This is a genomic window from Arthrobacter sp. ERGS1:01, from assembly GCF_001281315.1.
Classification (GTDB): Bacteria; Actinomycetota; Actinomycetes; order Actinomycetales; family Micrococcaceae; genus Specibacter.
Map to the genome: position 1 here is coordinate 809376 of NZ_CP012479.1, position 15196 is coordinate 824571.

Here is a 15196-nt window from a genome sequence, read left to right on the forward strand (position 1 = left end):
AACCACTGGTTCCTTGTTCATGGTGGCGGACTGCTAAAGTCCTAAGCATGAATGAACCCGGGCGCCCGCCAGCAGATGCAATGACCAATCCTCGAGCCGATCGAGTGAGGGATGTTGCGAAGCTGGCCGGGCGCTCGGGCCGTTTAAAGCGCCGGCAGTTCTTCGTTGAGGGCCCCCAGGCGGTCCGGGAGGCGCTGACCGCCCACAAGGAGTGCATGGACGCCGGCGGAACCGCCGTGGTGGAGTCCGTCTACGCCACCGTCGAATGCCTCAAGCGGTACCCGGAGATGCTTGAACTGGCCTCGCACCGCGCCTCCCGGCTCCAGATTCGGGTGGCCAGCGACATGGTGCTCTCGGCCATGACGGACACCGTGACGCCGCAAGGCATCGTGGCCGTGTGCAACTTCGTGGACGTCCCCCTGGAGGAGGTCCTCGCCGCCAAGCCCAAGCTCATTGCGATGCTGTGCCAGGTCCGGGACCCCGGCAATGCCGGCACAGTGCTGCGTGCCGCCGACGCCGCCGGTGCGGACGCCGTGATCTTCTCCAATTCCAGCGTGGACATCTACAACCCCAAGGCTGTCCGTTCCACGGCGGGTTCGCTGTTCCACCTGCCCGTGGTGCGCGGGGTGGAGCCGGCCGACGTCGTCGCTGCCGCCAAAGCAGCGGGGCTGGGTGTCCTGGCCGCGGACGGCTACGGCCAGCTCAACCTTGACCTGCTCCAGGACGAAAGCGCCGCGCGCGCCTTCGAGCAGGAGATCCCCGATTCCCAGTACGCCCTGGAGGAGCCCACCGTGTGGCTGTTCGGCAACGAGGCGGCCGGGCTCGACCACGAGGAAAAGGCATTGGCCGACTACCGAGTGGCCGTCCCCGTCTATGGCTCGGCGGAATCCCTGAACCTCGGCACGGCCGCCACGGTGTGCCTGTATGCCAGCGCCAGGGCGCAGCGCCGCGCGAACTAGGGCGGTCCCGGCGTCGCGGAACGGTACTATCTTCTCGAAGGACAAGTTGTCCATGTCGCGGGCCTTCGGGCGCGCAATTCTTGAGGGGAAACCACCGTGTCTCACGAAGGCGGCAGCAGGGCGATCATCGCCGCGCTGGTAGCAAACCTGTCCATTGCGGTCATGAAGTTCCTGGCCTACCTGTTGACGATGTCGTCGTCGATGCTTGCCGAGTCCATTCACTCGCTGGCGGACTCGGGCAACCAGCTGTTGCTGCTGGTGGGTGGCAAGCGTTCCAAGCGCCAGGCCAGCCCCGAGCACCCCTTTGGCTACGGGCGCGAACGCTATGTGTATGCGTTCCTGGTCTCGATCATCCTGTTCAGCGTGGGCGGCGTCTTTGCCCTCTACGAGGCATACTCCAAGTGGCAGCACCCGCACGGCTTGGAACCGGAATGGGCATGGGTGCCGCTGGTGGTCCTGGTCGGCGCCATCATCATGGAGGGGCGCTCATTCTTCGTGGCCATCAAGGAATCCAACGTGACCCGCGGCTCCAAGAGCTGGGGCCAGTTCGTGAAGACCGCCAAGGCCCCCGAACTTCCCGTGATCCTGCTGGAGGATTCCGCGGCGCTGCTCGGCCTGATCTTTGCGCTGTTCGGCGTGTCCATGACCATCATTACCGGCAACGGGCTCTGGGATGCCTTGGGTACCGGACTCATCGGTATCCTGTTGGTCTGTGTGGCCATTGTGCTCGCGCTGGAGACGAAGTCGCTGCTTCTGGGTGAAGCGGCCACCCTGGAGGATGTCCGCGCCATCGAGGCCGCCCTGGTGGGCCCCGGCGTCAGCCGGATCATCCACCTGAAGACCTTGCACCTGGGGCCGGAGGAGTTGCTGGTCGCGGCCAAGATCGCCGTCGAGGAGGCCGAGACCGGCGCACAAATTGCCGCGGCCATCGACGCCGCCGAGAAGCGGGTGCGCAGTGCGGTGCCGATTGCCAAGGTCATCTATCTGGAGCCGGACATCTACTCGGCCGCGAAGGCGCCCCAAGCCTGACCTCCCCAACGCACAACCGGCCCGCACTGGTGGCTGGAGAACCGGAATATCCCGGATTCTCCAACCACTGGTGCGGGCCTGATGTTTAAAGCACGACGGCGGCTAAGGCCACCGGCGCGCCGTGACGGTTCCTAGTGGCTGTGGACCGGGACCTTTGCATCGTCGTCGTACAGCTTCATGGCAAGGAAACCGTGAGCCAGGCCGGCCCCGGCGCGCAACGCTGCGGCCGTCATGACCACCTCGGCCAGCTCGGCCTCGGTGGCACCTTCGGATTTTGCGGAGGCCACGTGCGCGTCAATGCAGTACGAACACTGGGTGGTCAGCGCGACGGCGATGGCCATAAGTTCCGTGTACTTGCGCGGAATGACCTTGTTGGGGGAGCGCAGCGCCGCTTCGTCGAAGGCCGCAAATGCGGCAAAGGCATCGGGTGCGCCCTGTCGGATATTGCGCAGGTATGACTTGTCTGAGGGATCTTGGTAGCCCATGGGTGGAGACCTTTCTAGCGGGTTGTGGTTGCCGGCACCAGTGCCGAGGACATGGCCGAAACGGATTCGGTCAAGATTTTTCTGGTCGTGGCGAAATTGATGCGGGCGTGGCCCTTGCCCTCGAGTCCGAACTCCAGACCGGGCTTGAGCGCCACCTTCGCGTGTTCAAGGAAGAATTCGTAAGGCTCGGCGGGCAGCTCCAGGGCACTGAAATCGATCCATGCCATGTAGGTGGCCTCCGGGAAGATCAGCCGAGCGCCCGGGATCTGGCGCTCCAGCTCGCTGCGCAGCAGTTCCCTGTTCCCTTCCAGATACTCCATGACGTCCTCGAGCCACTGCCCGCCGTGCTCATAGGCAGCAATGGATGCGGCAATGCCGACGGTCGAGGCTCCCAGGGTTTGCAGCAGGTTCAGTGAGCGCCAGGTGGCCTCGTCGGCGTTGTTGCTCGTGATGACCTGGGCGCACTTGAGCCCGGCAAGGTTCCACGCCTTGGATGCGGCCGTGATCGTGAGCGTGTGGCCTGCCGTTTCCTCCGTCAGGGACGCATACGGGATGTGGGAGCGGCCGAACACCAGGGGCGCGTGGATTTCATCGGAGATGACCCGTCCGCCGTGCTTGGACACGACCTCCGACAAGGCGAGCAGTTCCTCCCGGTCAAAGGCGCGGCCCACCGGGTTGTAGGGGTTGCACAGGATCAGGGAGCCGGCTCCCTTGGCGAACGCCGTGTCGATGGACTGGAGGTCCAGGACATACTTGCCGTCCCGGAGGACCAGGGGCGACTCAACGACTTTGCGTCCGGAGAGCTTGATGACGTCGAAGAAGGGCGGGTAGGCGGGGGTGGGCAGGACGACGGGGCTGCCCGGTGCGGTGAACTCGTCAATGCCGAGTTCAATGCCCTTGAGGACGTCGGCAATGGCATGCACGGCCATCGGATTGACGGTCCAGCCGTAGTGTTCGGCACTCCAGGCAGCCGTTGCAACACCAAGTGCCGGGTGGTCAAAGATGGGATAACCAAATGATTCGGCGGTCACCGAGTCGCGAACGCCTTCCATGACGGCGGGCGCCGTGGGGAAGTCCATCTCGGCCACCCACATGGCCAACACGTCTTCGCCATACCAGTTCCATTTCAGGGTGTTGCGTGCACGCAGGGTCGCCACGTCCAGGCTGTCAAAGTTGTTGTTAGTCACTGCATTTGCCTCTTCTTGTTGAGCTCAAACTGGTCTCTGGATTTGTCCCTTTCCGGCAGGCTGTCCTACTCCGGAAGCGGCTTGAAAGCCGTTTCCTTCATGGTGGCGTAGAAGATCACCGAGATGACCATGAGCCCGGCCACGTACCAGGGGAAAAGGTGGCCGATGTTTGCCGATGCCATCTGCGTGCCGATCAAGGGTGCCGTACCGCCGGCCAGGGCCACCGTCAGTGAGTACGGGAAGCCGATCCCCGAGGCGCGGACCTTGCGGGGAAACATCTCGGAGTACAGGGGCATGGAGCTCGCCTGCAGCATCGCGATCACCATCATTGCCGCGCACTGGATGATGATAAGGGCCAGTAGGGACTGGGTCAGCAGGGCCATGGAGGGAATGGTTCCGACGGCCAGCACGACGCCGGCAAACAGCATGGTCTTTTTGCGTCCGTACTTGTCGGACAACGGCCCGGCGATTAGAGCACCGAGCAGCGAGGCCACCAGGCTCAGTGCCGTGGCGATGAGGCTGTACTTGGGGTTGATGCCGCCGTAGGTGTAGGCGTAGGTGGGCAGGTAGCTGCTCCAGACGTACACCATGACGGTGAAGCCGATGGTCAGGCCAATGACCTGAACGGCCTGTCGCGGGAAGAGCTTGAATGCGGCGAAGAGTGAGGTTTTCGTGCCGTCATTGGACTTGGCGGTTTCCACCATGCCGCGTCGGATCCAGATGCCGGCGATCGAGAGCAGGGCGCCGATGCCGAAGATGATCCGCCAGCCCCAGGCACGCATGTCAGCGTCCGGCAGGAGCCAGGTGGCGCCAAGGACCAGCAGTACCACCACCAATTGGCCGACCACTGCGCCCGCGTAGATAAGGCCCGCCATCTTGCCGCGTTTGCCCTCGGGGGCCACTTCCATGGCGAACGCCGCCATCGCTCCGTATTCTCCACCGATGCAGATGCCTTGGATTACCCGTGCCAGCAGCAACAGGATGGGCGCCAGGACCCCCACCTGCACATAGGTTGGCGAGAGTGCTATCAGAAGGCTTGAGGCGCCCATGCCGTAAACCGTGAGCAACATCGTGAAGCGCCGGCCGACGACGTCGGAAATCTTGCCAAGGAACAAACTGGCCAAGGGCCTGACGAGGAAACCGATCGCGAGGATGCCGAACGTCCCCAACAGGGCCACCGTGGGGGAGGCCTCCTTGGGAAAGAACTGCACGGCAAAGAAGACCGAGAGGAACGCGTAGGCGTTCCAATCAAACCATTCGATGAGGTTTCCAAAGCCGGCCGCAACGAGCTGGCGGACGGGAAGGGTGCCCTTGGTGGCGGCTGGGGCAAGAGCGGACTGCTCAGGTGCCAGAAGTGAACCATTCGCTTCCATATTTCAACTCCTTGTAGATGTTGCTAACACGATTTCTAAATGCTGGCAGCGGAATGTGAGGGTGTCAACGTTTTTTGTAAACATTTTGTGGCGCACGTCATAGTTTGGCGAGCATGTGATCGATAGTCGCGGCCAAGATTGCTGATTTTTTCAGGTAATTGCGGGGTTTTTGCGAATTTTGATCGCTCTACATGATTTGTCAACCTTCAATGATCTGTTGACCTTGAGATTGTTCCGCGAGTACTGTCATTTCAACAAAGCTTGGATGTGAGCCAGCTCACGTCATTGCCCGACTTCTCGGGCTCGTACTCGAAAGGCAATTCAGTGAGCGACTTCTACACGGCCGGCCAGGTCGTCATCGGGGACGGAACAACGTTGAGGGACTCGGGTGTCCTTTTCGAAGGCAACACGATCCTCTGGGTGGGGCCGGCGGCGGACTTTGAGAGTCATGAGGCCGCAACGCTTGCTACGCGGAAGGACTTCGGCCCGGACGCCACCATCCTCCCCGGCCTGATCGATACGCACGTCCACCTGGTCTTTGACGGTGGCCCGAACCCGGTGGACGTGGTTCGCTCAAGCAGCACTGCGCGGCAACTGGCAATCATGTTCCGCAGTGCCCGGGAACTACTCAGTGCAGGGGTCACCACAGCCCGCGACTTGGGGGCGCCCGCCCTGCTGGACATCGTGGTCAAGGAGGCGATCAATGACGGGTTGGCCCGCGGCCCGCGCATGGTGACCGTCAACGCACCCTTGACGGTGACGGGAGGACACTGCTGGTTCTTCGGCGCCGAATGCGACGGCGTTGAGGACGTGCGGAGGGAAGTGCGCAAAGCCCGCAAGAACGGAGCCGATTCCATTAAGGTCATGTCGACCGGCGGGAACATGACGGCAGGCACGCGCCCCTCCGAACCGCAGTTCAGCCAGGAAGAGCTCAATGCCATCGTCATCGAGGCACACAAATACGGCATGAAGGTCGCCTCCCATGCCCACGGCGTGGAAGGAATCCGGCGCTCCATCATCGCCGGCGTCGACAGCCTGGAGCACTTCAGCTTCTCCGGCTCCGACGGTCTATTGCGCGAGGAACAAGACCTCTTCGCGGCGGCTGCGGAAAAGGGTATCTATGTGTGCAAGACCCTGACCCTGGCTTGGGCGGGACTGATCGCCAATCCAGACGGCGGGGTCCCGGAATCCATGATCCGCAATATGCTCGACCACGGCCTGCGGGTGGTTGCCGGGACCGACTCCGGCATCGACAACGTGCCACACGTTGAATACGTCGTAGGGCTCGAGGGGCTGGCCGCCTATGGAATGTCCAACGCCGAGGTCATCAACTCCGCAACCGCACTGGCCGCCGAATCGTTGGGGCTCGGCGACGTCACGGGCACCCTTGAAGCGGGAAAAGACGTCGATCTCCTGGTGGTGAACGGTGATCCGCTGGCAGATTTGGGTAGCCTTAGAGAACTCCGAACGGTTCTGGCCAGGGGAGTCGCCTATGTTCCGGAATTTGTTCCACAACAGGCTTGGGCCCGGGACCTCGCCGCAGCCATGTCCTGACGATTTACACCATCCACGAGCTCGAACCTTAGGAGAGACGATGAAATCCTCGTCTAAAGACCTGAAGAATCTCGCCGCACTGCCCGGTGCCTTGAGTGGGCATGACGCCGAAACAATCAACTCGATCCTGGAACTGTTGGTGGCTCCGTTGCAGTCCGCAATGACGCAACCCACCGAGGTGGTGCTGCACGATCTTCGCAGGGTTCCCAACACGGTCAGGGCCATTGCCGGCAACGTCACGGGCCGCCAGGTGGGCCACCCGCCCACGGACTTCCTCCTGGAGCGGCTGGCCGACGGCACGCTGGACAACGACATCGGCTACGCATCCCATCTGCCGGACGGGCGCCAGCTGCGCTGTTCAACGATCGTCTTCAGGGACTCCCGGGGCCTGCCCGCGGCAGCACTGTGCCTGAATTCGGACGTGTCGGCGTGGATGACGGCCCGATCCTTCATCGACGGGTTCATGCTCGGCACAACGCCGGCGTCGGTGCTCGTAACCGAAGCAGCCAACGCCGAGTCGGAGGATCCCCGGTCCACCGAGTACTTCCCGCACAATGTCGAGGAGCTGGCAGGGTTCCTGATTCACCGGGCCGTCGCCGACGTCGGCGTGCCGGTCGAATTGATGCGCAAAGAGCACAAGGTCCAGGTCGTGGAGGACCTTGAAGCCAAGGGCTACTTCCTGATCAAGGACGCGATCGAGACGATTGCGGCGGCATTGCAGGTCTCCCGCTTCACCATTTACAACTACCTCAATGAAGTCAACGAGGGAGCCGAAAAGTCGGGCTAGGATGTCCCTCTTAGCTGACGCTTTCCTGCGTTGCGGTCTCGTACGCGGACCACGGCAGAAGCGGCGGCTGGGAGGCTGCATGGGACACCGCGTCGGCGCCAACCGCGGCGGCGACGCGCAACGCCGTCAGGGGCGGGATGTTTGCGGCCAAGCCAAGGACCAGCGCGGCGCAGAAGGAGTCCCCGGCGCCCACGCTGTTGACCACGGTGGCCTTCACAGCAGGGACGCGATGGGTCTCCCTGCCGTGTTCGCGCAGGGCCGCGCCGTCGCCACCGTAGGTCACGGCCACCAGTTTCGCCTCGGCCAGCTCGGGCATTTCGGCATACTCGGTCTCGTTGACAATGATCAGATCGCAGCGCTCGATCAGCTCCGCCGGGAGCGGCTGTGCCGGGGCCGCATTCACGGCGAAGTATCCCTTGGCCGTCCGGGCGGCCGTGAGCACTGCGGCCAGCGGGATCTCGAGCTGGGCCAGGACGACGTCGGCGGCGGCAAGTTCGGCGGCTGCGGATTCGACGTCGATGTGCGCATTGGCGCCAGGGCAGACGGCGATCTGGTTTTCACCGTGGGCGTCGACCACGATGAGTGCGGTTCCGGTGGGGGCCGCGGCCACGCTCACCAAGTCGGTGGACACGCCCGCCAGGCGGAGGTCCCGGCAAATGCGGCGGCCGGCGTCGTCGTCGCCCACGGCGCCCACCAACCCCACCCGGGCACCCAACCGCGCCGCAGCGGCCGCCTGGTTGGCCCCCTTGCCGCCCGGGTAGTCACTGAGTGTGCCGTCGCCGATTGTCTCGCCGGGCTCGGGAAGCCGCGCCGTGGTGGCGATGATGTCGTGGTTGATGCTGCCAAGGACAACGAGGGCGGGCAGTGCGGTGGTGGGCATGTGTGTTTTCCTTTGTTGGCCGCCGCTAGGACGGTGATGACTGGACGACGGTGAGGTGTCCGGCGCTGGGGGAGATGACGCATTTGGCCAGGTACAGCGGGGTGCCGGCGTATTTTGCGCGTTGGGTCAGGATGAGGACGGGGTCAGCGGAGCGCAGGCCGAGCAGGCGTGCGCGGTTGCTCGGTCCGGCGATGCCGGGGGCGATCTCGCATTCCCCCGAGCCCAGGATGGGGCCGAATTTTGCGTAGATCAGCGACAACAGGGTCCCGTCGCGGTTGTTGCCGTGGTTTTTGAATCCGTCCCTGAGCTCGTCAACCAGCCGGGCGATGTCCGGGTTGATGTCGCTGAGGTACTTGCCCGCGGGGATGTGTTCCTGGATGATCGCCACGGGTTCATCGCCGCGGTAGGCGATGGATTCGCGGAACCAGGTGTTGGCCGTGCTGTCCACCTCGATCCCTTTGGAGATGAAGTCGGTGGTGGGTTGCAGGTCGAAGATGTTGGTGCCGACGCGCACCGCCTTGCCCGCCGTGGACAAGATGTCCTCGAAGGGGCGCAAACCTTCCAGTCCCACGTTCGGCAGCGCGTCCGTGACCGAACGCCCCACGCCCCTCTTGGTGACGATCAGGCCGTCCTCCTCCAGGAGCATCAGGGCTTCCCTGACCACCGTGCGGCTCACGCCCATCTGGACGCCGAGGTCCACTTCCTTGGGCAGGAGCGAGCCTAGGGGCAGGATCGTTGAGCGGATTCCGTCCGCCAAACGTGAGTACACGGCGACCCGGAGCGGCTGGCCGGCCGGTGCCACGATGGGTTGGGACAAGAAATCCCCTGCTGCGCTGGACATGATTGTCCTTCCTGGGACGAACGGCTGAGGCGCCGGGTGGGCGCCTTTTCAGCCTAGTGCTTGGCGGTGGCCAAATTAGTGCTGACGCTGCCCGGTGGCGACGGCAGCTGAGGGAAATGCCAGGAGCTGCTGCACGAGCACCGGTCCCAGCGGGGTGTCGGTGGCCAGGACCACGCGGGTATTGGCGCCGGGCTGGTCCACGGGGCCCAGCCGTTGCCCGCGCAGATCGCAGATGGTCTGGCCGCGGCCGGGCCCGCCGGTGGTGTCGACGGTGATGTTCACCCGCGGTGCCAGGGTGGGGGTGATGCTTCCGGTGGCGATGGCGGCGGCCAGCGGATCGTGGAGCGAGGAGGCGCGGCGCCCGTAGAAGCCGTCCTGGAAGTCGAAGTAGAAATCAAGGATCCGGCCCAGGTTGTGCACCAGGGGGTGGGGCGCATCCTCCAGTGCCTGCCGCTGCGACTCCTCCAGGATGTTCTCATGCGTCACGTCCAGCGGGACCAGGGTGATGTTCCAGCCGGCGGCGAGCACCTCCGCGGCGGCTTCGGGATCGTTGCCGATGTTCGCCTCGGCCACGGCGCTGACGTTGCCGGGAACCAGGGCGGCGCCGCCCATGATGGTCACGTCCCGGATTCGCGAGGGCAGGCTTGGGTCCAAGCGCAGCGCAAGCGCAAGGTTGGTCAGGGGGCCGACCGCCAGGATGGACAGCTCGCCGGGGTATTCCAGGGAGAGCGAGATGAGCAGTTCCGAGGCGCTGGAAGCCACGGGATTTTTGGGGGAGCGTGGCAGGTCAATGTTACCGACCCCGTTGGCTCCGTGGATGTGCGGAACCCCGCCGTGGTAGGCCCTGGCCAGGGGATCGTTCGCGCCAATGGCGACCGGGACGTTGTCGGCCCCGGCCAGTGCGAGCAGGTCAAGGGTGTTTCGGGCGCCCTGTGCCGCAGCGACGTTTCCGCTGACGGTTCCCACGCCCACCAGCTCGATGGCGGTCGATGCCAGGAGGTGGCCCAAGGCCAGGGAATCGTCGACTCCGGTGTCGCAGTCGAAGTAGAGCGGTTGGGTGGCATGGGGTGACATGTGATTCCTTTTTTCGAGATGCGGGGTGCGGCCAGGAGGCAGCCGCACCCCGATGATGCAAGTGACTGCGGCTAGATGCTCTGGCCCTCGCGGGGAGCGATGAACATGCTGGTGATCAGTGCCAGCAAGGTGATGGCGCCGGAGATCCACAACGCGGTCACATACCCTTCGGAGGTGCCGAGGCTGACAAATGGGGCGACGATGCCGATTCCCAGGCTGGCGCCGATGCCGAAGGATGCCCCGTTGAGTCCGGGCAGCGCCGCAGGGGCATCCCGGGGCGAGAGGAGTACGCCGAGCCCGTTGACCGTGGTCAGGACCAGGCCGTTGTAGGCGAAGCCCAGGAATGCGATGAGTGCGGCGACGGCCCAGATGTTGAAGGCGAAGACGACGACGGCGGCCAGGGCGAGAATGCTCAGGACCAGCCCGGTGCGCAGGATCCGCAGCCAGCCGTGCTTGCCGGCAAGCCATCCGGCGAGCGGTGCGGCGCCAACACCGATCAAGGCGGCCGGCATGAGGAAGAGCAGCGCCGAGGTGGAGGCACTCATGCCAAATCCTGGCTTGTCACCCTGGCTGAGCAGGACCACCGTGAAGTTGATGACTGCGAAGACGCCGGTCAGGGTCAACACCGTGGTGGCCAGGACGGGCCACACCTGGCGTGAACGCAGGTGGTGGAGAGCGATCAGCGGGGTGGCGTTGTGCTTCTCCACCCAGACGAAGACCAGGAAGGCGACGACGGCGCCCAGCGCGAAGAGGAGCGTGACCGGGGCAAGCCAGCCGGATTCGGAGCCTTGTGAGACAAAATAGGTGAGGCAGATCAACGCGATCGACAGGGTCGCGGCACCTGCCCAGTCCATCTTTCCCGTGGTCGACGCCGGTTTCCCCTTGGGGACCACCAGGGCGACTCCGGCCAAACCGATCAAGCCCACGGCGAAGACCACCACAAAGATGGAACGGAATCCGAAGTGCTCGGTCAGCAGCCCGCCGATGTACCCGTCGACGCCGCCAACACCGCCGTTGACGGCCGTGATGATGCCTAAGGTGGTGCCGAAAAGCTTGGCCGGGAGCGTTTCGCTCAACACAATGTAGGCAAGTTGGAAAGCGGCGCTGGATGAGCCCTGCAGGACCCGCCCGACCAGGAGGAAGCCCAGATTGGGGGCGAACATGCACAACAGCGTTCCCACCGCCAGGACCGTGAGGACGATGAGCAGCACGCGGCGGCGCCCAATGAAGTCGCTCCACCGGCCCAGTGCGATGCCGAGGATGGCGCCGGCCAGGAAGAACAGTGAGGAAACCTGGGATGCGGCGGCCGAGGATACCCCCAGCGACTTGGCAATATCCGGCAGGGCCGGTGAGATCATGGTGGCGTTGAGCTGGTAGGACAGCACGGCCACCACCAGGACGGCAACCAGTGAGGCGGCGCGCTTGCCCGAGAGAAGAGGAGTTTCCTCCGCTGGTCTTGGGGCTTGCACCTGCGCTGGGGAATGGGACACGTGGACTCCTTTGTCTGTGAAACTTGGCGGCTACGGAATATCAACAACGACTGATGTTGTACCTAGAAGTAAGATGTTATACCTAGTCCGTGTGATTGCCAACACGTAGCGTTGCGAGCCTGCAGAAGAAGGAGTCCGGGTGAGTACTGTCCGACAGGGGGCTGCCTGGGCAGGCAGCGCCCCGTTGCCGAATGCCGGCGGCGCCCGGTTACTGGATGCCGGCGGCGGCCTTCCGCTTGTCCAGCAGGCCGCTGCCCAGGGCGATGAGCAGGCCCAGTACTGCCAGCACGGCGCCCACCAGGGCCGGTGCCGTGAAGCCCCATCCCCAGGTGATGACCAGCCCGCCCACGAAGGCGCCAAGGGCGTTGGCCATGTTCAGGGCCGAGTGGTTCAGCGAAGACGCCAGGGTGGGTGCACCGGGGGAGACGTCGAGCAGTCTGGTTTGCAGCGATGGGACCAGCATTGAGCCGGAGGCGCCGATGATGAAGATCATGACCAGCGCGAGCCACTGGATGTGGACGCCCAAGGCGTAGATGACCAGCGTGACCGCGATGAACGACATGACGGCGTAGATGCTGCCCATGACTGACCAGTCGGCCAGCTTGCCGCCCACGAAGCCGCCGGCCACCATGCCCAGGCCGTAGAGGCCCACGATCACCGGCAGGAAGTCCGCCGCGAAGCCGGCAACGTCGGTCATGGTGTTGGCCACGTACGTGTAGACGGCGAAGAATCCGCCAAAGCCCACCACGCCCACCAGCAGGGTCAGCCAGACCTGGCCGCGGCGCAGGGCGCTGAGCTCACGGCGCAGGCTGGCGTCGGGGTGCGCCTTTTGTGCGGGGATGAACTTGGCGATCGCGGCCATGGTCACCATGCCGATGATCGCCACCATGATGAACATCAGGCGCCAGCCAAATTGCTGCCCCACCAGGGTCGCCAGCGGCACGCCCAGCACGTTGGCCACCGACAGTCCCATCATGACCATGGCAATGGCCCGCCCGCGCTTGGTGGGGGCCACCATCGACGCGGCAAGGACGGCCGCCACGCCAAAGTAGGCGCCATGCGGCAGGCCGGCGACAAACCGGGTCACCAGCAGAGTGCTGTAGTCCTGGGCAAAAAAGGAGGAGAGGTTTCCCAGCGTGAACAGGCCCATCAGGGCCAGGGCCAATGCCTTGCGCGGCCACTTGGCGCTGATGGCCACCAGCAAGGGGGCGCCGATCACCACCCCGAGCGCGTAGGCGGAGATGACGTGCCCGGCGTCCGGAATGGATACGCCCAGTCCGGCGGCAACGTTGGGCAACAGCCCCATCATGGCAAATTCCGTGGTGCCGATGCCGAAGCCGCCCACGGCCAGCGCGAAAATGGCCCAGGCGGCGGTGTTGGGGGATAAGCGCTTGACGGCGGGCAGTGTTTGGGACGTGGTCATGGCGGATGCTCTCACTGGTCTATTCCGGCCAGCGCTGCAGCTTCGGCAAGGCCGAGGTTGCTGGCGGGTCGGCGGCGCAAATTCAGGCCGTGGAAAAGGGTGGACATGACGGCGCTGTCCCCATCAAGTCTATGCCGCCCTACACTTGGCACGTGACTAACGTTAAGCAGATAGTTGGCGGCGCCCTCGTGGATTCCCTGGCCAGCCCCACCCGGCTGCTGGCGGCCCGGCGGACCGCGCCGCCCGAATTTGCCGGCATGTGGGAATTTCCCGGCGGCAAGGTTGAGCCCGGTGAGGGCTGCCCTGAGGCCCTGCGCCGCGAGCTGGCGGAGGAACTGGGGGTGCAGGTTCGCCTGGGTGCGGAAGTTCCGGGTCCGACGCCGCAGGGCTGGCCCCTGAACGGGACGGCCGCCATGCGCGTGTGGCTGGCCCAGGTGACACAGGGCAGCCCGGAACCGTTGGAGGACCACGACGAGTTGCGCTGGGTGGACCTGGCCGGGGCCGAGTTGTTCTCCTTGCCGTGGATTCCGGCGGACCTGCCGATCGTCAAGGCGCTGGCCGCACTGGACTCGCCCGGGGCAGGGTGTTGAATTTGCCTTGCCCTGTGCCACACTGGGGTTACCAAAGAGCCTAGGAGGTTGTGCAGTGACATCGTCCGAGAACCACAACGAAGGAACCCCGGCGGCAGCCGGCGGTGCAAGTGATGAAACCAAGGAAAAGTTTCGCCAGGCACTGGAAAACAAGAAGAACCAGCACCACGGAACCGTGGAAGCTGCCAATGGGGCCAAGATCAATGCGCAACACGGGGCAGCATCGCACAAGCGTGAATTCCGCCGCAAGAGCGGATAACTGATGTATCCCCCCGCCTAGAAAAGGGTGGGGGTCGATTCGGCAAGGGCAGGGGCATGCAAGGCGGCCCCTGCCCTTTCGCGTGCGGCGGGCCGGTGTCCGGACTCCCCAAGCGGCAGGCTGCCCGCGGGATAGTTCGCCTCCTCCTTGCGGGCGTCGTGGATGAACCCGTCCGTGCCGGCAAAACCGTGGCGGCGCTTGGCCGCATTCACGCGGGCGGCCAGCCATTGGCGGTACTCCTTGGACGCGTAGGCGCCCTGGCCATAGAGCCCCTGATAGCGCTCCACCAACGCCGGATACTCCCGTGCCAGCCACTGCATGAACCATTCGCGGGTGCCCGGGCGCAGGTACAGTGCGCCGGCGCTGACCCCCGTGGCACCGGCACCGGCCAGTGCGCCAAACAAGGCGTCCAGGGCCTCTTCGGAATCGGTGAGCCACGGCAGGATGGGCATGGCCATCACGCCGCACGGCAGCCCGGCGTCGCGCAGTTTTCCGATCAGCGCAAGCCGGGCCCTGGGCGCCGGGGTGCCCGGTTCAATGGCCGCGGCCAGATCCTCGTCCAGCAGGGCCAAGGAAATGCCCATGCCAACACTGACCTGGCGTCCCGCTTCGCGCAACAGCGGGATGTCCCGGGCCAGCAGCGTTCCCTTGGTCAGGATTGAAAACGGGGTGCCGGAATCGGCCAGGGCGGAAATGATGCCGGGCATGAGCTTGTACCGGCCCTCGGCGCGTTGGTACGGATCGGTGTTGGTGCCCAATGCCACATGCGGACGATGCCAGGACGGCTTGAACAACTCCTTGCGTAGCACGTTCGCCACGTTGATCTTCACGACCACCTGCGAATCAAAGTCGACGCCGGAATCAAAATCCAGGTAGGTGTGGCTCTTGCGGGCAAAACAGTACACGCAAGCGTGGGAGCAGCCCCGGTAGGGATTCACCGTCCACTCAAACGGCATGGTGGAGGTGGCCGGAACCTTGTTCAGGGCGCTCTTTGAAAGGACTTCGTGGAAGGTGATGCCGGCAAAATCCGGGGTTTGCACGCTTTTGACGAGTCCGGCCAGGGGCAGCAACGGCACCGTGGCGGCGGGGCCGGCGGCGCCCTGCTCGGGGAAGAGGGGCTGGTCAAGTTGTTGGGTGGTCCACCGCATGCGTCAATTCGAACATATATTCTATTTATAAGCAAAGGGCGGGCATTGCCCGGGTGGGTTACCCGCCGGTAAAAATGTGCCCCAGATCACGTTCTGGCACGTTAGGCTGGTGCCATG

At 64.4% G+C, this 15196-nt stretch carries 15 protein-coding genes; 6 read left to right on the forward strand and 9 right to left on the reverse strand.

What is annotated here, in order from left to right; translation table 11 throughout:
• Nucleotides 1-47 precede the first annotated feature (47 nt).
• Nucleotides 48-959: a TrmH family RNA methyltransferase gene (locus AL755_RS07540; protein ID WP_054010476.1), complete on the forward strand. Its 912-nt coding sequence runs from the start codon at nt 48-50 to the stop codon at nt 957-959.
• Nucleotides 960-1055: 96 nt separating this feature from the next.
• Nucleotides 1056-1988: a cation diffusion facilitator family transporter gene (locus AL755_RS07545; protein WP_054010477.1), complete on the forward strand. Its 933-nt coding sequence runs from the start codon at nt 1056-1058 to the stop codon at nt 1986-1988.
• 131 nt (nt 1989-2119) lie between these two features.
• Here AL755_RS07545 and AL755_RS07550 read toward each other — a convergent pair whose 3' ends face one another.
• The 3 genes from AL755_RS07550 to AL755_RS07560 all read right to left on the reverse strand — a co-directional run bounded on the left by AL755_RS07550 (nt 2120) and on the right by AL755_RS07560 (nt 5033).
• A complete protein-coding gene (locus AL755_RS07550; protein ID WP_054010478.1) occupies nt 2120-2473 on the reverse strand; it encodes a carboxymuconolactone decarboxylase family protein in 354 nt (117 codons plus the stop codon).
• A gap of 14 nt (nt 2474-2487) precedes the next feature.
• A complete protein-coding gene (locus AL755_RS07555; protein WP_054010479.1) occupies nt 2488-3660 on the reverse strand; it encodes a MalY/PatB family protein in 1173 nt (390 codons plus the stop codon).
• A gap of 65 nt (nt 3661-3725) precedes the next feature.
• The gene (locus AL755_RS07560) at nt 3726-5033 is read right to left on the reverse strand and encodes an MFS transporter (protein WP_054010480.1); all 1308 of its coding nucleotides are present in this window, start codon (nt 5031-5033) and stop codon (nt 3726-3728) included.
• Nucleotides 5034-5357: 324 nt separating this feature from the next.
• Here AL755_RS07560 and AL755_RS07565 point away from each other — a divergent pair, with 324 nt between their 5' ends.
• Nucleotides 5358-6587 (forward strand): metal-dependent hydrolase family protein, encoded by a 1230-nt coding sequence (locus AL755_RS07565; RefSeq protein WP_054010481.1) that lies wholly within the window; start codon nt 5358-5360, stop codon nt 6585-6587.
• A 40-nt stretch (nt 6588-6627) separates the two neighbouring features.
• Complete coding sequence (locus AL755_RS07570; RefSeq protein WP_054010482.1) at nt 6628-7374, forward strand: helix-turn-helix transcriptional regulator; 747 nt, start codon at nt 6628-6630, stop codon at nt 7372-7374.
• A 10-nt stretch (nt 7375-7384) separates the two neighbouring features.
• Here the strand turns inward: AL755_RS07570 and AL755_RS07575 are convergent, their stop codons facing one another.
• From AL755_RS07575 to AL755_RS07595, 5 genes are all read right to left on the reverse strand, one after another.
• Nucleotides 7385-8254 (reverse strand): ribokinase, encoded by an 870-nt coding sequence (locus AL755_RS07575; protein ID WP_054010483.1) that lies wholly within the window; start codon nt 8252-8254, stop codon nt 7385-7387.
• 25 nt (nt 8255-8279) lie between these two features.
• The gene (locus AL755_RS07580; RefSeq protein ID WP_054010484.1) at nt 8280-9095 is read right to left on the reverse strand and encodes a GntR family transcriptional regulator; all 816 of its coding nucleotides are present in this window, start codon (nt 9093-9095) and stop codon (nt 8280-8282) included.
• Nucleotides 9096-9170: 75 nt separating this feature from the next.
• Entirely contained in the window at nt 9171-10169 is a 999-nt protein-coding gene (locus AL755_RS07585) for a nucleoside hydrolase (RefSeq protein WP_054010485.1), read from the reverse strand.
• Nucleotides 10170-10240: 71 nt separating this feature from the next.
• Complete coding sequence (locus AL755_RS07590) at nt 10241-11659, reverse strand: MFS transporter (protein ID WP_054010486.1); 1419 nt, start codon at nt 11657-11659, stop codon at nt 10241-10243.
• A gap of 208 nt (nt 11660-11867) precedes the next feature.
• A complete protein-coding gene (locus AL755_RS07595) occupies nt 11868-13082 on the reverse strand; it encodes an MFS transporter (RefSeq protein WP_054010487.1) in 1215 nt (404 codons plus the stop codon).
• 152 nt (nt 13083-13234) lie between these two features.
• Between AL755_RS07595 and AL755_RS07600 the strand changes: the two genes are divergently transcribed.
• Entirely contained in the window at nt 13235-13672 is a 438-nt protein-coding gene (locus AL755_RS07600; RefSeq protein ID WP_054012931.1) for a (deoxy)nucleoside triphosphate pyrophosphohydrolase, read from the forward strand.
• 55 nt (nt 13673-13727) lie between these two features.
• A complete protein-coding gene (locus tag AL755_RS07605) occupies nt 13728-13931 on the forward strand; it encodes a DUF5302 domain-containing protein (protein ID WP_054010488.1) in 204 nt (67 codons plus the stop codon).
• A gap of 17 nt (nt 13932-13948) precedes the next feature.
• Here AL755_RS07605 and AL755_RS07610 read toward each other — a convergent pair whose 3' ends face one another.
• The gene (locus AL755_RS07610) at nt 13949-15079 is read right to left on the reverse strand and encodes an Rv2578c family radical SAM protein (RefSeq protein WP_054010489.1); all 1131 of its coding nucleotides are present in this window, start codon (nt 15077-15079) and stop codon (nt 13949-13951) included.
• Nucleotides 15080-15196: the final 117 nt, after the last annotated feature.

Bases quoted from the DNA above. Each gene is read 5' to 3' on its own strand.
- AL755_RS07540 (WP_054010476.1), top strand. From the start codon at position 48: ATGAATGAACCCGGGCGCCCGCCAGCAGATGCAATGACCAATCCTCGA.
- AL755_RS07550 (WP_054010478.1), bottom strand. From the start codon at position 2,473: ATGGGCTACCAAGATCCCTCAGACAAGTCATACCTGCGCAATATCCGA.
- AL755_RS07560 (WP_054010480.1), bottom strand. From the start codon at position 5,033: ATGGAAGCGAATGGTTCACTTCTGGCACCTGAGCAGTCCGCTCTTGCC.
- AL755_RS07570 (WP_054010482.1), top strand. From the start codon at position 6,628: ATGAAATCCTCGTCTAAAGACCTGAAGAATCTCGCCGCACTGCCCGGT.
- AL755_RS07575 (WP_054010483.1), bottom strand. From the start codon at position 8,254: ATGCCCACCACCGCACTGCCCGCCCTCGTTGTCCTTGGCAGCATCAAC.
- AL755_RS07580 (WP_054010484.1), bottom strand. From the start codon at position 9,095: ATGTCCAGCGCAGCAGGGGATTTCTTGTCCCAACCCATCGTGGCACCG.
- AL755_RS07585 (WP_054010485.1), bottom strand. From the start codon at position 10,169: ATGTCACCCCATGCCACCCAACCGCTCTACTTCGACTGCGACACCGGA.
- AL755_RS07595 (WP_054010487.1), bottom strand. From the start codon at position 13,082: ATGACCACGTCCCAAACACTGCCCGCCGTCAAGCGCTTATCCCCCAAC.
- AL755_RS07610 (WP_054010489.1), bottom strand. From the start codon at position 15,079: ATGCGGTGGACCACCCAACAACTTGACCAGCCCCTCTTCCCCGAGCAG.